General features: G+C 72.1%; 15 protein-coding genes. 11 read left to right on the forward strand and 4 right to left on the reverse strand.

The window, feature by feature from the left end; genetic code table 11:
- Positions 1-24: 24 nt before the first annotated feature.
- Both V6R91_RS12615 and V6R91_RS12620 read left to right on the forward strand, forming a co-directional pair.
- Positions 25-759: a beta-phosphoglucomutase family hydrolase gene (locus V6R91_RS12615; protein ID WP_336395635.1), complete on the forward strand. Its 735-nt coding sequence runs from the start codon at positions 25-27 to the stop codon at positions 757-759.
- A gap of 95 nt (positions 760-854) precedes the next feature.
- Positions 855-3,359 (forward strand): glycoside hydrolase family 65 protein, encoded by a 2,505-nt coding sequence (locus V6R91_RS12620; protein WP_067250144.1) that lies wholly within the window; start codon positions 855-857, stop codon positions 3,357-3,359.
- A gap of 60 nt (positions 3,360-3,419) precedes the next feature.
- Here V6R91_RS12620 and V6R91_RS12625 read toward each other — a convergent pair whose 3' ends face one another.
- On the reverse strand, positions 3,420-3,557 hold the full coding sequence (locus V6R91_RS12625) for a putative transporter small subunit (RefSeq protein ID WP_271060807.1): 138 nt from the start codon (positions 3,555-3,557) through the stop codon (positions 3,420-3,422).
- 28 nt (positions 3,558-3,585) lie between these two features.
- Positions 3,586-5,301 (reverse strand): sodium:solute symporter family protein, encoded by a 1,716-nt coding sequence (locus V6R91_RS12630; protein ID WP_442928119.1) that lies wholly within the window; start codon positions 5,299-5,301, stop codon positions 3,586-3,588.
- 489 nt (positions 5,302-5,790) lie between these two features.
- On the opposite strand from V6R91_RS12630, the gene V6R91_RS12635 reads away from it, so the two are divergent.
- The 3 genes from V6R91_RS12635 to V6R91_RS12645 are packed head-to-tail and all read left to right on the forward strand — an operon-like array spanning position 5,791 to position 9,814.
- Positions 5,791-8,205 carry a DNA polymerase III subunit gamma and tau gene (locus V6R91_RS12635; RefSeq protein ID WP_336395636.1) on the forward strand — a complete coding sequence of 805 codons (2,415 nt, stop codon included), beginning with the start codon at positions 5,791-5,793 and terminating at the stop codon, positions 8,203-8,205.
- The gene (gene recR / locus V6R91_RS12640) at positions 8,205-8,798 is read left to right on the forward strand and encodes a recombination mediator RecR (protein ID WP_336395637.1); all 594 of its coding nucleotides are present in this window, start codon (positions 8,205-8,207) and stop codon (positions 8,796-8,798) included. The genes V6R91_RS12635 and recR overlap by 1 nt, the downstream gene beginning before the upstream one ends.
- The gene (locus tag V6R91_RS12645) at positions 8,795-9,814 is read left to right on the forward strand and encodes a DMT family transporter (RefSeq protein WP_271060804.1); all 1,020 of its coding nucleotides are present in this window, start codon (positions 8,795-8,797) and stop codon (positions 9,812-9,814) included. Before recR ends, V6R91_RS12645 begins: the two co-directional genes overlap by 4 nt.
- Here the strand turns inward: V6R91_RS12645 and V6R91_RS12650 are convergent.
- Positions 9,780-10,253, reverse strand: a complete 474-nt coding sequence (locus V6R91_RS12650; protein WP_336395638.1) for a DUF2871 domain-containing protein — start codon at positions 10,251-10,253, stop codon at positions 9,780-9,782. The genes V6R91_RS12645 and V6R91_RS12650 overlap by 35 nt on opposite strands.
- 96 nt (positions 10,254-10,349) lie before the next feature.
- Here V6R91_RS12650 and V6R91_RS12655 point away from each other — a divergent pair, with 96 nt between their 5' ends.
- From V6R91_RS12655 to V6R91_RS12665, 3 genes are all read left to right on the forward strand, one after another.
- The gene (locus tag V6R91_RS12655; RefSeq protein ID WP_336395639.1) at positions 10,350-11,582 is read left to right on the forward strand and encodes a sensor histidine kinase; all 1,233 of its coding nucleotides are present in this window, start codon (positions 10,350-10,352) and stop codon (positions 11,580-11,582) included.
- Positions 11,579-12,196 carry a response regulator gene (locus tag V6R91_RS12660; RefSeq protein WP_067247550.1) on the forward strand — a complete coding sequence of 206 codons (618 nt, stop codon included), beginning with the start codon at positions 11,579-11,581 and terminating at the stop codon, positions 12,194-12,196. Before V6R91_RS12655 ends, V6R91_RS12660 begins: the two co-directional genes overlap by 4 nt.
- Before the next feature lie 93 nt (positions 12,197-12,289).
- Positions 12,290-13,576, forward strand: coding sequence for an aspartate kinase (locus V6R91_RS12665; protein WP_067247553.1), 1,287 nt, complete (start codon positions 12,290-12,292; stop codon positions 13,574-13,576).
- Positions 13,577-13,736: 160 nt separating this feature from the next.
- Here the strand turns inward: V6R91_RS12665 and V6R91_RS12670 are convergent, their stop codons facing one another.
- Positions 13,737-14,474, reverse strand: a complete 738-nt coding sequence (locus tag V6R91_RS12670) for an SDR family oxidoreductase (protein WP_336395640.1) — start codon at positions 14,472-14,474, stop codon at positions 13,737-13,739.
- 120 nt (positions 14,475-14,594) lie between these two features.
- Here V6R91_RS12670 and sigJ point away from each other — a divergent pair, with 120 nt between their 5' ends.
- From sigJ to mqo, 3 genes are all read left to right on the forward strand, one after another.
- Positions 14,595-15,494: an RNA polymerase sigma factor SigJ gene (sigJ, locus tag V6R91_RS12675; protein WP_271060800.1), complete on the forward strand. Its 900-nt coding sequence runs from the start codon at positions 14,595-14,597 to the stop codon at positions 15,492-15,494.
- Between the two features lie 105 nt (positions 15,495-15,599).
- The gene (locus tag V6R91_RS12680) at positions 15,600-16,664 is read left to right on the forward strand and encodes an aspartate-semialdehyde dehydrogenase (protein ID WP_336395641.1); all 1,065 of its coding nucleotides are present in this window, start codon (positions 15,600-15,602) and stop codon (positions 16,662-16,664) included.
- Positions 16,665-16,765: 101 nt separating this feature from the next.
- Complete coding sequence (gene mqo / locus V6R91_RS12685) at positions 16,766-18,196, forward strand: malate dehydrogenase (quinone) (protein WP_336395932.1); 1,431 nt, start codon at positions 16,766-16,768, stop codon at positions 18,194-18,196.
- Positions 18,197-18,204: the final 8 nt, after the last annotated feature.

Genomic DNA, 18,204 nt, shown 5'->3' on the forward strand with positions numbered 1-18,204 from the left:
CGTCCGCCGACCGGAGGAGCCGCCGTGCCCGAGACCCCCGCAGCGCCCGACCTCAGTGTCGCCGCCGGCGTGCTCTTCGACCTCGACGGCGTGCTGACGCCGACCGCCGAGGTGCACATGCGCGCCTGGAAGGCGGTGTTCGACGAGGTGTTCGCGGCGTGGGGCATCTCCCCGCCCTACACCGACGCGGACTACTTCGCGTACGTCGACGGGAAGAAGCGGTACGACGGCGTGGCGAGCCTGCTGCACAGCCGCAACGTCGAGATCGCGTGGGGGAGCGTCGACGATCCTCCCGAGGCCGACACGATCTGCGGGATCGGCAACCGCAAGAACGCGGCGTTCGCGACGGCGCTGCGCCGCGACGGCATCGCCCCGTACCCGGGGTCGCTGGCCCTGCTGGAGCGCCTGCGCGACGCGGGCGTGCCGATGGCGGTGGTGTCGAGCTCGAAGAACGCCGAGGAGGTGCTCGCGGCGGCCGGGATCCGTGACTTCTTCGAGGTCGTCGTCGACGGCGTCGTCGCCGAGCGCGAGCACCTCGCCTCCAAGCCCGCCGCGGACGTCTTCCGCGTCGGGGCGGAGCGCCTGGGAGTGGCTGCCGCGGAGGCGGTCGGCGTCGAGGACGCGGTGTCCGGGGTCGCCTCGGCCGCCGCCGCGGGCTACGGCACCGTCATCGGGGTGGATCGCGGCGCGGGCGCCGAAGCCCTCCGCGCCCACGGTGCGACGATCGTCGTCGACGACCTCGCCCGCCTCGTATCCTGAGACGTCCGCTCCGCACACCCCACCCGAACCGGCACCCGCACGCCCACATCCACGGAGAACTGCATGCGACGTACTGAGCGACTGAAGGAGTCGAAGTGATCGACCGCGACGTCTTCCCCGTCGACCCCTGGCGACTCGTCGAGACCCGCTTCCCCGCGGAGGATCCCGGCGTCGCCGAGACCCTCTTCGCCGTCGGCAACGGCTATCTCGGCCTGCGCGGCAACCACATCGAGGGGCGTGAGGCCCTCGAGCACGGCACCTTCCTGAACGGGCTGCACGAGACCTGGCAGATCCGGCACGCGGAGGCCGCATACGGCTTCGCCGAGGTGGGGCAGACCATTGTGAACGCCCCCGACGCCAAGGTCATGCGCGTCTACGTCGACGACGAGCCGCTGAGCTTCGACGAGGCGGACGTCCGCGAGTACCGGCGGGCCTTGGACTTCCGCACCGGCATCCTCTCCCGGGACGTGCTGTGGGTCACCCCTTCCGGCAAGCGCGTGCGCCTGCGCGACGAGCGGATCGTCTCGTTCGACGAGCGCCACCTCGCCGTGCTGCGGCTGGAGGTCGTCGTCGAGAACGCGGACGCGCCGGTCACCGTGTCCTGCCAGATCATCAATCGGCAGGACGGCGAGGACGTCTACGGGGGCGCCCCCACGATCTCCGGCAAGGACGTCCGCGGAGGATCCGCACCGGGCGGATTCGATCCGCGCAAGGCGGAGCGGATCTCGGAGCGGGTGCTCCAGCCGGCGGAGTTCTGGCAGGAGGAGCAGCGCTCGGCGCTGTCGTACCGCGTCGCCGAGTCCGGGATGACGCTTGCCGTCGTGGCCGACCACGTGGTGGAGACCGAGAACGACTACACCGCGCGCCGCCTCATCGAGCCCGACATCGCCAAGAACGTCTTCCGCGTGCAGGCCAAGGCCGGGGTTCCGATCCGGGTGACGAAGCTCGTCAGCTACCACACCTCCCGCGGGGTGCCGCCGCGCGAGCTCGTCGACCGCTGCCGCCGCACGCTGGACCGGGTGGCGTTCGAGGGCGTCGAGGCCCAGTTCGCCAAGCAGGCCGCGTGGCTCGCGGCCTTCTGGGAGCGCTCAGACGTGCGGATCGGCGCCCGGGACGACCTGCAGCAGGCGACCCGGTGGTGCCTGTTCCAGATCGCGCAGGCGTCGGCGCGCGCCGACGGCGCGGGGGTGTCCGCGAAGGGCGTGTCCGGGTCCGGCTACAGCGGGCACTACTTCTGGGACACGGAGATCTACGTCCTCCCGTTCCTGACGTACACCTCCCCGCAGTGGGCGCGCAACGCCCTCCGCGCGCGCGTGCACATGCTCCCCGCGGCGCGGCGGCGGGCGAGGCAGCTCAACGAGGGCGGGGCCCTGTTCCCGTGGCGGACGATCAACGGCGAGGAGGCATCCGCCTACTACGCCGCCGGCACCGCGCAGTACCACATCAACGCCGACGTCAGCTTCGCCCTGGGCAAGTACGTGCGGGGCACCGGGGACGACGAGTTCCTGTACCACGAGGGCGCGGACATCGCGGTCGAGACGGCCCGGATGTGGGAGACGCTCGGCTTCTGGCGCACGGGAGGGGACGTGGAGACGTTCCACATCCACGGCGTGACCGGCCCGGACGAGTACACCACCGTCGTCAATGACAACCTCTTCACGAACGTGATGGCCCGCTACAACCTGCGCTTCGCGGCGCGGGTGGTCAGCGAGATGGCCGAGGACGCGCCGGAGGCATACGAGAAGCTCGTCGACCGCCTCCAGCTGCGCCCGGAGGAGGTGGAGGGCTGGGAGCGTGCTGCGGAGGCGATGTTCATCCCGTTCAGCCCCGCGCTGGGCATCCACCCGCAGGACTCCCTGTTCCTGGAGCGCGAGGTGTGGGATCTGGCGAACACGCCGAAGGAGCAGCGCCCGCTGCTGCTGCACTTCCACCCGCTGGTGATCTACCGCTTCCAGGTGCTGAAGCAGGCGGACGTGGTGCTGGCGCTGTTCCTGCAGGGCAACCACTTCACGGAGGCGGAGAAGCTGGCCGACTTCGAGTACTACGACCCGCTGACCACGGGCGACTCGACGCTGTCGGCGGTCGTCCAGTCGATCCTCGCGGCGGAGGTCGGATACCAGGACCTCGCGCTGGAGTACTTCGAGCAGTCGATCTTCGTCGACCTCGGCGATCTGCACCGCAACGCCTCCGACGGCGTGCATGTGGCCTCGGCGGGCGGCGTGTGGACCGCGCTCGTGTGCGGCTTCGGCGGCATGCGCGACTACAACGGCGAGCTGAGCTTCGACCCGCGCCTGCCGCGGGACTGGCCGGAGCTGTCGTACCCGCTGCGCTGGCTCGGTTCCGTGCTGCAGGTGACGCTCACCCGCGGCGAGCTGGAGGTGGAGGTGCGCGAGGGCGACCCGGTCGACTTCACCGTGCGCGGCGCGGCCTACACCGCGTCCGTGGGCGAACCGGTCCGGGTGCCGCTGGCGCACCAGGGACCCGTCATCCCCGGACGGCCCGAGCTGGGCCTGCAGGCGCGGCGCGAGGACGGCACGCTGCTGTCGGCCTCGGTGCCGACCACCTCCGCGATCCCGATCGTGGGAGCCGCGGGGGAGTGATGCGACGGAGGGCGGGGACCCGAGGGTCCCCGCCCTCCGTGCGTGCGGGTCGGGTCCGGCTCAGATGATGCTGCGGCCCTCGGCCTTGGCCTCTCGCGCCTCTTTCACGAACGCGCGGACGATGACGGCGAGCGTGCCCAGCACGATCACCGGCCAGACGAGGACGTAGGCGGTCAGGAGGACTGTCGACGCTTCCATTCTTCTTCCCTTCTCTCGCGTTCCCCGGTCACGCCCGCCCGACGCCGTCGCGCGGATCCTCGGGCGCGGCGGCGCGCGCGGTCTCGTCCTCGAGCGCGGCGAGCTCCGCATCGAGGTCCTGGTCGAAGTCGCCGGTGCGCTCCTTGATGAGGGCGAAGTCGAAGCGCCGCCTGCTCGGCAGCGTCAGCGCGACGCACACGATCGTGGACACCGCGTACGCGACGAGGGAGCCCGACAGCACCGGATAGGTGTGCAGGAACCCGATCGAGAACGGGGCGGCCGCGAGCGTCGCGACGGTGCCGACCGCGAGAGCGATCCGCTTCCCGAAGAACCCGAAAGCCATGAGCCCGAGGACGACCCCGATGCCGACGGTGGCGAGGACATCGCTGACGATGCCCACCGGGCCCGTCAGCGGCACCCACTCGAACCGGACCGGAAGGAACGCGGCCAACGCCGCGACCACCGCGACGGAGAACGCGAGGTTGGTGACGCGGTCCCAGTAGAAGCTCGCGATCACCGGGAACACCAGGGCTCCCCACATCGCGCCGACGAACACGAGAAGGTCGAGGATGTTGAGCTGCGACCCCGCGAAGGCGAGGCCGGCCACCATCGCGACGATCATCGTGACCCGTCCGACGAGCACCATGGTGCGGGGGTTCGCGCGCTTCTTGCCCGCGATGTTCTGGCCGTACACGTCGGCCATGACGATGGAGGACAGCGCCGTCAGGTCGGCGTCCGCCGTGGACGACAGGGATCCGATGATCATCACGAAGAACACGCACAGCAGCACCGGCGACAGGTACGTCGCCGCCATCTGCGGGATGAGGTTGTTCACGTCCCCGCCGACGGGCTCGATGCCCGCGTAGAGGGCGATGACCCCGAGCATGCCGATCCCGATGATGGTGGCGCCGTAGCCGAACGTCGCCGTGACGAAGGTCTTCTTGATGAGGTCCTCACGGACCGCGAAGAGACGCTGCGCGATGGTCTGGTTGCCGATCGCGTAGGCCAGCACGGCGGCGATGTAGGGCGCCCCCTGGTTGAAGAACGCGTCCGAGGAGAAGAAGTCCCCCTGCTGCGGCGTCAGGTTGTGCGCCCCGGTCTCGAACAGCGCCGGGCCGCCGGCGGCGAAGAACACCACCGGGATGATGATCACGACCGCGCCGAGCATCGCGCACACCTGCGCGAAGTCCGTCAGCACGGAGGCGCGGAAGCCGGACCACAGGGTGTAGAGGAGCACCCCCGCACCGATCGCGAGGATCCCCTGGGTGAACGAGAACGGCGTGAGCATCGAGATGAGCGCCCCGCCGGCGATCAGGTTCGAGGTGAGGCTGATCAGGCTGCCGAGCACGTTGGATCCCGCCAGCATGAGCTGGCTGGAGCGGCCGTGCCGGGCGAACATGACCTCGGCGATCGTGTGCGCGCGGGGCGCGACCTGGCGGATCCGCCGGCCGAAGGGGTAGATCAGCAGGATCATCAGCGCGCCCCACAGCCCGTAGTGGATGGGGCCGGAGATGCCGTAGGTGTAGCCGGACGTCGCGGAGGCGTACATCGAGGCCGCCCAGATCCAGGTCGCCGTCATCGACGCGGCGGAGATCCCGAAGCCGATCCGTCCGCCGCCGGTCATGTAGCCGTCGGCGTTCTCGGTGCGCTTGCGGATGCGCAGGGACATGTACAGGCTGCCGCCGAAGAACAGCAGCAGGAGCAGGACCACGACGGGTCCCGAGAGTTGTTGCAGGTTTTCCACGTCTTCTCCTTGTCTCGTCGGCACCGGCTGCGGTGCCGGGTGTCGGGGGGAGGAGAAGCGCTAACGGGTGGGGAGAGTGGCCTTGAGCGGGCTGGTGCGGAGACGATCGGGGGCGGGCAGCGGCAGTGTGCGGGCCGTCACAGGGTTCCTTTCGACACGGGGCACGCGCGCAGCCATCGTTCCGGCGCCGGCGGATCGACGCGCACGTGCACGGACGACGGGGCCGTCCGTGCGGCCGGGCGGATTCGCGCGACCGCTCACGACACAGCGCTGTCGTGGCGCGGGAGCCGGTGCGGATCCCGGATGCGCGCTCGCGGGTGCGGCGGCGGTCGGGCGAGCGCGCGGCCCGCTCCTCCAACGTAGCAACGGCTCCGGGCAAGTCAAACGCGCGCCCCGTCGGGTGCCCTCCCGCGGCGCCGTCCGGGCTCCGGCGGCGGCGGATTCGACGACGAGGGGCGACGTGTCGGAGGCACGCTCTAGGCTTGTCGGGTGACCACAGCCCTCTACCGCCGCTACCGGCCCGAGACCTTCGGGGAGATGATCGGGCAGTCCCAGGTCACCGATCCGCTGATGACGGCGCTGCGCGGCGACCGCGTGGGTCACGCCTACCTGTTCTCCGGTCCCCGCGGATGCGGGAAGACGACGTCGGCGCGCATCCTCGCGCGCTGCCTGAACTGCGCCGAGGGCCCGACCGACACCCCGTGCGGCACCTGCCCGAGCTGCGTGGAGCTGTCCCGCGCCGGCGGCGGCTCGCTGGACGTCGTGGAGATCGATGCGGCGAGTCACAACGGCGTCGACGACGCGCGCGACCTGCGCGAGCGCGCCACGTTCGCCCCCAGCCGCGACCGCTACAAGATCTTCATCCTCGACGAGGCGCACATGGTCACCCCGCAGGGGTTCAACGCGCTGCTCAAGCTCGTCGAGGAGCCCCCGCCGCACGTCAAGTTCATCTTCGCGACGACCGAGCCGGAGAAGGTGCTCGGCACGATCCGCTCGCGCACCCACCACTACCCGTTCCGTCTCGTGCCGCCCGCGGCGATGCTGGAGTACGTCGAGAAGCTCTGCGCCGAAGAAGGGGTGTCGGTCGAGCAGGGGGTGCTGCCGCTCGTCGTGCGCGCGGGAGGCGGCTCGCCCCGTGACACCCTCTCGCTGCTGGACCAGCTCATCGCCGGGTCGGAGGGCGAGACGGGGTCCGTCGAGGTCAAGTACGAGCGCGCGGTGGCGCTGCTCGGCTACACGCACGCGGCCCTCCTGGACGAGATCGTGGACGCCCTGGCCGCGGCCGACGCGTCCGCCGCCTTCCCCGCGGTCGACCGCGTGGTGCAGACCGGTCAGGACCCGCGGCGGTTCGTGGACGACCTGCTGGAGCGGCTGCGCGATCTCATCGTCATCGCGGCCGTCGGCGACGGCGCCTCGGCGGTGCTGCGCGGAGTGCCGGAGGACGAGCTCGTCCGCATGCGCGACCAGGCCGCGGCGTTCGGATCCGAGCGGCTGTCGCGCACCGCCGACCTCGTCAGCGCGGCGCTGGACGACATGACGGGGGCGACCTCTCCGCGCCTGCACCTGGAGCTCATGGTGGCGCGCGTGCTGTCCGCGGGCGAGGCCGGGCCGGCCGTCGTCCCCGCTCCCGACCGAGCGCGCCCGGGAGACGCGCCCGCGGCGTCGCGACCGACGCAGCCGGTCGAGACGAGGCACGCCGGTCCCGCCGCCCCGCAGTCGGCCGTCCCCACCGAGACGCCCGGCTCCGCGTACGCCTCCCCGGCGTCGTCGACGACCGGCTCCGCCCCGTCCGGCTCCGGATCTGCCCCCTCCGACGCCGGTTCCGCGTCGTCTCCCGCTGCCTCTGCGCCGTCGGTGGCCCCGGCACCGGCTCCGGATGCGCAGGCGGAAGCCCCCGCCCCCGTCGAGACCGGCCCGGTGGACTTCGCCCGGATCCGCGCCGCGTGGCCGGCGATCCTGAGCCGGCTCGAGAAGATCAGCCGCGGCTCGTGGCTCGTGGTCACCGCCGTCCAGCCCCTGGACTTCGACACGGCGACGGACGTGCTCACCCTCGGCTTCGCGAGCCCGAACGACGTCGCACGGTTCAAGGGGACGACCCCCGGCTCCGGCACCTCCGACCATCTGCGCAGCGCCATCGAGCAGGAGCTCGGCATCAAGGTCAAGTACAAGCCGGCTCCGCTGCCGCCCTCCGGAGGATCGGGGACGCCCGAGCCGCCGCCGTCCACCCGACCGGGCGGATCGACGCCCGCTCCGGCGCCGCCGTCCCCGCCCTCGGGTGGGGAGTCCGCGCGCCCGGCAGCGCCGAAGACGGCCTCGGCCTCCGCGGCCCCCGTGACGGAGTGGGCGGTCGCTCCCATCCCTCGGGGTGAGCCCGATGCCGGTCCGGCCGCCTCGCCTCTCGGAGCGGCCCCGGCGGCCTCGCCCTCGGCGGTGTCGACTCCCGCCGCGGCCCCGGTGGTCTCGCCCTCCGCGGTGTCGATCGCCGAGACCGGCACGGGGAGCACGCCTCCGCCCCCGCAGTTCCCGGTGGACGAGGAGCCGGCCGACGTCGAGGCCATGCCGGCGTCCGGGTGGTACGAGCCGGTCCACGACGGCGACGTCCTGGACGAGGAGCCGCCGTACCCGGACGACGAGCCGCCCTACGATCCCGGTCCGCCGCCCCCGGACGACGCGGCGCCGCCCGCCCCGGCCCCGTCGTCGATACCGGCTCCGTCGTTCGGTCCCGACTCCTCGGTCCCGCCCGCCCCGGCCCCGCCCGCCGCGGCGCCGGACGGCACGAGCGCGCGCGCCCCGCGCCCGGCGTCCAACGGTGTGCAGCGCTACGGCGAGGCGGTCGTGCGCCAGATCCTCGGCGCCAGGTTCGTCCGTGAAGAGCCCTACGAGCCCCCGACGAGGTTCTCCTGATGTACGACGGCATCGTCCAAGAGCTGATCGACGAGTTCGGGCGGCTTCCCGGCATCGGGCCGAAGTCCGCTCAGCGCATCGCCTTCCACATCCTGCAGACCCCCTCCTTCGACGTGGCCCGGCTGGCGGAGCTGCTGACCGAGGTGCGCGAGCGCGTGCGGTTCTGCGAGGTGTGCGGCAACGTCGCCGAGCAGGAACGCTGCGCGATCTGCCGTGACCCGCGGCGCAACGGCGCGCTCATCTGCGTGGTGGAGGACGCGAAGGACGTCGCCGCGATCGAGCGCACGCGGGAGTTCCGGGGCCTGTATCACGTCCTCGGCGGCGCGATCAGTCCCATCGCCGGCATCGGACCGGACGATCTGCGCATCGCGCAGCTGATGTCGCGGCTCGCCGACGGCACCGTCCAGGAGGTGATCCTCGCCACCAACCCGAACCTCGAGGGGGAGGCCACGGCGAGCTACCTGAGCCGCCTGCTCACGAGCATGCAGATCACCGTCTCCCGGCTGGCCTCAGGGCTGCCGGTGGGCGGTGACCTGGAGTACGCGGACGAGGTCACTCTCGGCCGCGCCTTCGAGGGGCGGCGCATCCTGTGAACGCCGCCGGAGGGTTCACCCGCAAGGGGTGGCTGCTCTTCGGCGCCATGGCCCTGCTCTGGGGCGTGCCCTACCTGTTCATCAGCGTCGCGGTCGAGTCGTTCTCCCCGCCCGCGGTCGTCGCCGGTCGCACCTTCCTCGCCGCGCTCCTGCTCCTGCCGTTCGCGATCCGCAGCGGTGCGCTGCGCGCCGCCTGGAAGCACTGGCCGTGGGTGCTCGCCTTCGGGCTGGTGGAGATGGGCGGACCGTTCCTGCTGCTCGGGCACGCCGAGCAGACGCTTCCCTCCGGGCTCACCGGCCTGCTCGTGGCGACCGTTCCGCTGTTCGCCGCCCTCATCGCGCTCGGCGGCGGCGACCGGGGCGTGCTGAGGCCGGCCCGCGTGATCGGCCTCCTCGTCGGCTTCGCCGGCGTCGCGACGGTCGTCGCCGGCCCCGGGCTGTTCGGCGGCGAGGTCAACCTCGTGGCCGCCGGAGAGGTGCTGCTGGTCGCCGTGCTCTACGCGATCGCGCCGTTCATCGTCGCGCGCAAGCTCCACGACGTCCCCTCCCTGGGGTCGATCACGCTCGCGCTGCTCTTCATCGGCGTCCTGTACCTGCCGATCGCGCTCCTCACCCAGCACCAGGTGCCGACGCTGCGTTCCGCGGCGGCGCTGCTGGCCCTCACCGTGGTGTGCACGGCGGTGGCGTTCCTCGTCTTCTTCGCCCTCATCCGCGAGGTCGGGCCGGTCCGGGCGCCGCTGTTCACCTACGTCAACCCGGTCGTCGCGATCGTCCTCGGTGCGCTGCTGCTCGCCGAGCCGCTCACCCCGGGACTGCTGATCGGGTTCCCGCTCATCATCGTCGGCTGCTGGTTCGCGGGGACCGGCGGTCGCCTCCGGCCCCCGCGCGCCGCCGACCACGACGAGGCGGAGGCGACCACCGTCGCCACAGCCATGGAGTCGGCGGCCGCGGCGGAGATCGAGGGGCGCGCGGACGGGCGTGTCACGCCTCGCGACGGATCGCCGCCCGCAGGCTGAGCAGAAGCAGGACGAAGCCCGCGCCGACGAGCATGTGGCCGACGCCGGCGAGCCCGGCGATCATCGCCGAGGCCTCTTCGCCGAGGACCTGCAGGATGCCGTGCCACACCAGCAGGGCGCTCGTGAGGAGCACGCCGGCGTTGTAGATCGCGAAGAACCAGCGGAACAGCCGGCCGTCCGACAGATGGAAGCTCTTCTGCAGCGCCAGGACGAGGAGCATGATCACGGCGCCCAGCGTCAGGATGTGGGTGTGGGCGAGACCGAGCTGACCGGACATCCCCTCCGGGAAGCCGTTGGCCTTGGTGAACTCGCGGTAGAACAGGCCCGCAGCGAGGCCGAGGACGACGTAGACGGTGGTGGTCGTCAACAGCAGGCGGAGCGCGGCGGAGCGGGTCCGGGTGACGTCGGCGGACACGGGAACGGTCGGGGATGCGGTCATGCCTCCAGCGTCCGTCCCGTCACGGCCGGGGGGATCCATCGAAAGATCGATCCCCGGGACGCGCGCTCCCGGCCGCCCGCGCGGCAGAATCGGGGGATGACCGCTGCGCCCTCCGCCGTCGTCGGGGACTCCCGGCACCGGATGCTGCGCGGCGCCCGCTTCGCGCTGCACCTCATCACCGTGGTCCTGACGGTGGTTGTGACCGTCCGCGCGGCGCTCGCCGGGGGCGAACTGGTGCTCGTGCTGTGTGCGGCGGGAGCGTTCCTCGCGTGGTACGGCGCCGGCGCGTCGTTCGCGCGCGGCCGAGCCGCGGGCTGGTGGGTCGTCGCGCTGGCGGTGCTGTGGGCGGGCATGGTCGTGCTGTCGCCGGAGTTCGTGTGGCTCGTCTTCCCGATCCTGCTGCTCGCGGGGCACGTGCTGCGGCAGCCGTGGTCCCTGCTGTTCGCCGCGGCGGCCATCGCCGCGGCCATCGTCGTCCCGGCGGTGCACCCCGCCTCGGCGGGCCTCACCACGTTCGCGCATGTCCTCGGCCCGCTCGTCGGCGGCGGGTTCGCCTACGGGGTCTCACTCGGCTACGACCGTCTGCTCCGCGACGCCGCGGAGCGGGAACGCCTCATCGCCTCCCTGCTCCGGGCCCAGGAGGAGACCGCGCGGCTGCAGGAGGAACTGGCGGTCACCCAGCGCGAGGCCGGGGCGGCACGGGAGCGCACCCGCCTCGCCCGGGACCTCCACGACACGATCGCTCAGGAGCTGAGTTCGATCGTGATGCTCGCCCGCGCCGACGACGAGGCCGGGTCGTCCTCCGGAACCGGCAACGGCGGGCAGGTGGCCGCGCTCGCGCAGCACGCTCTCGGGGAGCTCCGTCGCATCGTCGCCGCCCTCGCTCCGGCGGAGCTGGAGGGATCCGCCCTCGCCGCCGCCCTGTCGCGCATGGTCGCGGTGCTGGGGGAAGAGACGGGGATCGCGGCGCGGCTCGACGTGGACGAGACGCTGCCGCCGCTCCCCACGGCCGTGGAGGTCGCCTTCCTGCGGCTGGCGCAGTCCGCGCTCTCGAACGTCCGTCGACACGCCGGGGCTTCCCACGTCCGCGTCATGCTCGCGGCGGACGCCGGGGGCGTCGTCCTGGAGGTCGTCGACGACGGCGTCGGTTTCGACGTCGATGAGGCCCTTCGCCGCTCGGGGTCCTCCTACGGGTTCACGGCGATGCGTTCGCGGCTGCGCGAGCTGGGCGGAGAGCTCCGGATCGCCTCGGCGCCTGGGGAAGGGGTGCGGCTCGCCGCGAGCGTCCCGCTCGCCCCGGGCGGAACGGCGACGGGGGAGCTCGCATGAGCGTGCGCGTGCTGCTCGTCGACGATCACCCCATCGTCCGCGCGGGGCTGCGGGCGCTGGTGGAGAGTCGCGGCTTCCCGGTCGTGGGGGAGGCCGCGAGCGGGGAGGAGGCGGTCCGTCTGGCCGCCGACCTGCGTCCCGACGTCGTCCTGTGCGACCTGCGCCTGGGGGAGGGGATGGACGGGGTCGCCGTGACCCGGGCCGTGCGCGCCCTGCCGGGCGCCCCGGCCGTCCTGATCCTCACCACGTTCGACCACGACGCCCAGATCATCCGCGCGGTCGAGGCGGGAGCCGCGGGCTACCTCCTCAAGGAGGTCCCCACCGACGTCATCGCCGCGGCGATCGCCGACGCGGCGGCCGGGGCGACGGTGCTGACGCCGGGCGGGGACCAGCGTCTGGTGGAGGCGCTTCGCGCACCGCGCGTCTCGCTGACGGCGCGGGAGCGAGAGGTGCTGGTCCTCGTCGACGAGGGAGCGAGCAACCGGGAGATCGCGAGCCGACTGTTCATCAGCGAGGGCACCGTGAAGACCCACGTCGTGCACCTCCTGGAGAAGCTCGGGGCGGAGAGCCGCTCGGCCGCCGCGAGCGAGGCCCGTCGGCGCGGCCTGATCTGAGCGTCACATGTCCCGAGCGGCATGCGGCGCGCTCGTAGAATGTGCGAGGGCGCGGGCACCGAGCCGCGCCCGACCGTTCCCCGGGAGATTTTCGTGGCCCTCATCGTGCAGAAGTACGGCGGATCCTCCGTCGCCGACGCGGAGAGCATCAAGCGCGTCGCCAAGCGCATCGTCGACACCCGCCGCGCCGGGCACGACGTCGTCGTGGCCGTGAGCGCGATGGGCGACACGACGGACGAGCTGCTCGACCTCGCCGCCGAGGTCGCGCCGATCCCCGCCCCGCGTGAGCTCGACATGCTGCTCTCCAGCGGCGAGCGGATCTCGATGGCGCTGCTGGCCATGGCCATCCACTCGATGGGCTTCGACGCGCGCTCCTTCACCGGTCCCCAGGCCGGGATGCGAACCGACAGCCGGTACGGCGCCGCCAGGATCGTGGAGGTCACCCCCACGCGGCTCCGTGAGGCGCTCGACGAGGGGGCGATCGTCATCGTCGCGGGGTTCCAGGGGCTCAACGACGACACGCAGGACATCACGACGCTCGGCCGCGGCGGATCCGACACGACCGCGGTCGCGCTCGCCGCGGCGCTCGAGGCCGACGTCTGCGAGATCTACAGCGACGTGGACGGCATCTTCACCGCGGATCCCCGCGTCGTGCCGATGGCGCGCAAGCTCGGCACGGTCGGGAGCGAGGAGATGCTGGAGCTCGCCGCCAACGGCGCGAAGGTGCTCTACATCCGCGCCGTCGAGTACGCCCGTCGTCACGGGGTGCTCATCCACGCCCGGTCGACCTTCACGTCGAACGAGGGCACCTACGTTCTGGGCGAGGGCATGAAGAACCCCCGCGAATCCGAGGGAGACGCCATGGAAGAGCCGATCGTCGCCGGGGTCGCCACCGATCTCAGCCAGGCCAAGGTCACCGTCACCGGGGTCCCGGACGTCCCGGGCAAGGCCGCCGAGATCTTCAAGATCGTGGCGAAGTCCGGCGCGAACGTCGACATGATCGTGCAGAACGTGTCGCCGGCCTCGACCGCGCGCACCGATATCTCCTTCACGCTGCCGAAGTCGGATGCCGCCGCGGCGCTCAAGGCGCTGGCCGCGGAGCAGCAGGAGGTCGGGTTCGAGAGCCTCGTGCACGACGACCAGATCGGCAAGCTGTCCGTGGTGGGGGCGGGGATGCGCACGCACTCGGGCGTTTCCGCGATCCTCTTCGAGGCGCTGTCCACCGCCGGGATCAACATCGAGATGATCTCCACGTCCGAGATCCGCATCTCGGTCGTGCTGCGCGGCGACGACCTCGCCGAGGCCGCACGCACCGTGCACACCGCGTACGGTCTCGACGGCGAGGTGGAGGCGGTCGTCGCCGCCGGCTCCGGCCGCTGATCCACCCCTCGGTCGTTGAGCGAGCGGAGCGAGACGAAACGCCGCCCGATCTGCACACATCCCTCCGATCCGCACAGGATTCCGGGGAGAGCATGTGCAGATCGAGTCCGAGTGTGCAGATCGGGGCACGCGGTCCGGCGGGGCGGGTGAGGCGCGGGGGTCAGGCGGAGAGCCAGTCCGCGAAGGAGGGACCGATCCGCAGGGCGTCCGGGCCGGGAAGGTTCAGGCCCGCGCGCATCCCCCGCATCTGCGCGTTCGGGACGGACAGCGCGACGACGGGTCCCCGGCGACCGTCCCGGCGGACCTGGGCACGGATCATCTCGACCAGGCTCTCCTCGCGCGGACCCGTGACGTCCGCAGCGCGTCCCTGTGCCCCGACGGCGACCAGGCTCACGAGGTGCCCCGCGAGCGCCGCGGCCGACACCGGCTGCACGCGAGCGCGAGGCGCGAACTGGATCGGCCCGAGACGGGACTGCGCGGCGACCTGGCCCGCGAACTCGTGGAACTGCGTCGCCCGGAGGATCGTCCACGGCGCATCGGACGCGACCACCTGTCGCTCCTGCGCGAGCTTTCCGGCATAATACCCGGCGGGGTTCCGGTCCACTCCCACGATCGACAGCGTCAGCAGATGGCCGATGCGGTGGCGCGACACCGCCCGCAGGAGCGTCGCGGTGGTCGCCTCGTAGAAGGCGGTGGCGGTCCGGGCGTCGAGCGTGGGCACGCTCACGGCGTCCACGACCGCGTCGACCCCGTCGAGCGCGGCGTCGACGCCCTCGCCGGTGCGCAGATCCACGCCGGCGGTGCGCGCGAGCACGACGCTGTCATGGCCGGCGGCGCGCGTCGCCACGACGATCTTCCTGCCGATCGTTCCGGTTCCTCCTGCGATCGCGATCCTCATGCGTGTCCTCTCCTGTGGCGGGCCGCGGCGCGGTCCCTCACCCTCCCGACGACGCAGCACGCGAGAATGTGAGCACGCCCCTGCGCCTCGGTCGTGCGCGGCGGGAGGGAAGGGGTGCGGATGTCCGGCGACACACGGACCGCCGAAGCCGAGCGTCCGCGGCTGATCGCGGTGGCGTTCCGCATGCTGGGCGAGCTCGCGGAGGCCGAGGACGCGGTGCAGGAGGCATACGTCCGGTGGTACGGGCTGGACGACGCGGAGCGCGCGGCGATCCGCGTGCCCGGCGCCTGGCTGACCCGCGTCGTCTCCCGGATCGTGCTGGACGTCCTCGGGTCGGCGCGGGCGCGCCGGGAGCGGTACGTGGGCGAGTGGCTGCCCGAGCCCGTGCCGGCCGAGGCGCTGCGGGTGCCCGGAATCCACGGGACCCCTCCGGGAGATCCCCTCGATCGCGTCTCCCAGGCGGAGAGCGTGTCGACGGCGCTTCTGCTCCTGCTGGAGGCGCTCACCCCGGCGGAACGCGTCGTCTTCGTGCTGCACGACGTGTTCGGCGTGCCGTTCGACGAGGTGGCGGCCGCGGTCGGACGCACGCCCGCCGCCTGCCGCCAACTGGCCTCGTCCGCCCGTCGTCACGTCCGAGAGGGGCGGCGCGTCCGCGCGGACGCCGCGCGCCACGACGACCTCGTGCAGGCGTTCGCCGCGGCGTGCCTCTCGGGGGACCTCGCCGCGGTCGTGGCGGTGCTCGACGACACCGTCACCCTCCGCTCCGACGGCGGAGGGGTCGTCTCGGCGGCCCGGCGCCCCGTCACGGGCGCGACGGACGTCGCGCGGTTCCTGCTCGGCCTCCTCGCGAAATGGCCGGATGCGGAGGTCGAGGCCGTGCGCACGGGCGACGGCCTGGCGCTCGTCGCGAGGCAGGACGGCGCCGTCACGACGGTGGTGAACGTGGGGGCCCGTCCCGACGCGGTCACGGACGTGTGGATCATGCGCAATCCGGAGAAGATGCGGCTGTGGAACCGCTAGACTCGCTCAAACCCTGACACCGGCGCCAGGCGCGGATCCCTCCGCCACACCCGGCGACCGCGTCTGCGCCTCGAACGCCTCACCGCTCGACGCCTAGGAACCCTCATGACCCGTATCTCCGATTCCGGACTCTCCCTCGCCATCGTCGGCGCCACCGGCCAGGTCGGCACCGTCATGCGCGACATCCTGGCGGAGCGCTCCTTCCCGATCCGGGAGCTGCGGCTGTTCGCCTCGGCGCGGTCGGCCGGCACGGCCGTCGAGTTCGGCGGGGAGACGATCCTCATCGAGGACGTCGAGACGGCGGATCCCGCGGGCATCGACATCGCGCTGTTCTCGGCGGGGGCGACGGCGAGCCGCGCCTACGCGCCGCGCTTCGCCGCGGCCGGCGCCGTGGTCGTCGACAACTCCAGCGCCTGGCGGATGGACCCGGAGGTCCCGCTGGTGGTCAGCGAGGTCAACCCGGAGGCGATCGCGCACACCCCCAAGGGCATCATCGCCAACCCGAACTGCACCACGATGGCGGCGATGCCGGTGCTGAAGGCGCTGCACGAGGAGGCGGGGCTGGAGCGGCTCGTCGTGAGCACCTACCAGGCGGTGAGCGGATCGGGGCTGGCCGGCGCGCAGGAGCTGCTCGGCCAGGTCGAGGGCGTGCTCGCCCAGGGCGACACCCTGCGTCTCGTCCACGACGGCTCCGCGGTGGACTTCCCGCAGCCGGAGAAGTACGTCGCCCCGATCGCGTTCGACGTGATCCCCCTGGCCGGATCCGTCGTCGACGACGGGCTGAACGAGACCGACGAGGAGAAGAAGCTCCGCAACGAGAGCCGCAAGATCCTGGGTCTGCCGGACCTGCGCGTGGCGGGCACGTGCGTGCGCGTGCCGGTGTTCACGGGGCACTCGCTCTCGATCAACGCCGAGTTCGCACGGGACATCACCCCCGATCGTGCGCGCGAGGTGCTGGCCGGCGCCCCCGGCGTCGTGCTGGAGGAGGTCCCCACTCCGCTGTCCGCGGCGGGCAAGGACCCGAGCTTCGTCGGCCGGATCCGCGCCGACCAGTCGGCACCGGCGGGCAAGGGCCTCGTGCTCTTCCTCAGCAACGACAACCTGCGCAAGGGCGCGGCGCTCAACGCCGTCCAGGTCGCGGAGCTCGTCGCCGACCGTCTCGGCCGCTGATCGACGGGGCGGGGCGACACGTGGTCGGGGGGCCTCGCGCCCGGAACTAGACTGGTCGGGTGACTGAATCCGTCGACGTCGTCCTCATCGGCGGTGGCATCATGAGCGCCACCCTGGGTACCCTGCTGCACGAACTGCAGCCGGATTGGAAGATCGTCGCCTTCGAGCGGCTCAGCGACGTGGGGCAGGAGAGCTCCAACCCCTGGAACAACGCGGGAACGGGGCACGCCGCCCTCTGCGAGCTGAACTACATGCCGGAGAACGGCGACGGCCCGCTGGATCCGGCCAAGGCGATCTCGATCAACGAGCAGTTCCAGCAGAGCCGGCAGTTCTGGAGCGCGCTGGTCGAGCGGGGGGTGCTGGACGCACCGTCGACGTTCATCAACTCCACGCCGCACATGACGTTCGTCCGCGGTGAGAAGGACGTCGCCTACCTCAAGAAGCGGTACGAGGTCCTCAAGGAGCAGCCGCTGTTCGCGGGCATCGAGTACAGCGAGGACTCCCGGGTCATCAACCAGTGGGCGCCGTTGCTGATGCAGAAGCGCCGGGCGGGCGAGCCGTTCGCGGCGACGCGCGTCCCCTCGGGCACCGACGTGGACTTCGGCGCCCTCACCCACCAGCTCTTCGACCACCTCGCCGAGAGCGGTGTCGAGGTCCGCACGGACCATGAGGTGCGCAGCCTCAAGCGCCGCAAGGACGGCACGTGGCGGGTCGACTACCGCAACGCGATCGGCCGGACCCCCGGTCAGCTCGACGCGAAGTTCGTCTTCGTCGGCGCGGGCGGCTGGGCGCTCAAGCTCCTGCAGAAGTCCGGGATCCCGGAGATCCGCGGATACGGCGTGTTCCCGATCGGCGGGCAGTTCCTGAAGACCACGAACCCGGCGGTGGTGGCGCAGCACAAGGCCAAGGTCTACTCGCAGGCCTCGGTCGGCGCGCCGCCGATGTCGGTGCCGCACCTGGACGCCCGCGTCGTCGACGGGGAGTCCTCCCTCCTGTTCGGTCCGTTCGCGACGTTCAGCCCCAAGTTCCTCAAGAACGGATCGATGCTCGACATCGTCACGCAGGTCCGTCCGCACAACCTGTGGCCGATGCTGCGCGTCGCGTTCGCGAACCCGGACCTCATCACGTACCTGCTCGGCGAGCTGGCGAAGAACCATCGCAAGAAGGTGGACAGCCTGCGCGTCTTCATGCCGACGGCGAAGGACGAGGACTGGACGCTGATCCAGGCCGGCCAGCGCGCCCAGGTGATGAAGAAGGATCCGAAGAAGGGCGGGATCCTCCAGTTCGGCACCGAGGTCGTCGCGGCCGAGGACGGATCCATCGCCGGGCTGCTGGGCGCGTCCCCGGGCGCGTCGACCGCCGTCCCGATCATGCTCGGTCTGCTCAAGCGCTGCTTCCCCGAGCAGTACCCGGGATGGGAGCCCGAGCTGCGTGCACTGATCCCGACGCTCGGGCAGACGCTGAACGGCGACGCCGCCGCGGCGGAGGCGTCGATGTCCACCACCGCCTCCGCGCTCGACCTCACGGCCTGACGGTCCGC

The sequence above is a fragment of the Microbacterium sp. CCNWLW41 genome (assembly GCF_037083505.1).

Excerpts from the sequence above, each read along its gene's own strand:
- recR (WP_336395637.1), top strand. The coding sequence starts at position 8,205 with ATGTACGACGGCATCGTCCAAGAGCTGATCGACGAGTTCGGGCGGCTT.
- sigJ (WP_271060800.1), top strand. The coding sequence starts at position 14,595 with ATGTCCGGCGACACACGGACCGCCGAAGCCGAGCGTCCGCGGCTGATC.
- V6R91_RS12670 (WP_336395640.1), bottom strand. The coding sequence starts at position 14,474 with ATGAGGATCGCGATCGCAGGAGGAACCGGAACGATCGGCAGGAAGATC.
- V6R91_RS12655 (WP_336395639.1), top strand. The coding sequence starts at position 10,350 with ATGACCGCTGCGCCCTCCGCCGTCGTCGGGGACTCCCGGCACCGGATG.
- V6R91_RS12650 (WP_336395638.1), bottom strand. The coding sequence starts at position 10,253 with ATGACCGCATCCCCGACCGTTCCCGTGTCCGCCGACGTCACCCGGACC.
- mqo (WP_336395932.1), top strand. The coding sequence starts at position 16,766 with ATGAGCGCCACCCTGGGTACCCTGCTGCACGAACTGCAGCCGGATTGG.
- V6R91_RS12660 (WP_067247550.1), top strand. The coding sequence starts at position 11,579 with ATGAGCGTGCGCGTGCTGCTCGTCGACGATCACCCCATCGTCCGCGCG.
- V6R91_RS12680 (WP_336395641.1), top strand. The coding sequence starts at position 15,600 with ATGACCCGTATCTCCGATTCCGGACTCTCCCTCGCCATCGTCGGCGCC.
- V6R91_RS12625 (WP_271060807.1), bottom strand. The coding sequence starts at position 3,557 with ATGGAAGCGTCGACAGTCCTCCTGACCGCCTACGTCCTCGTCTGGCCG.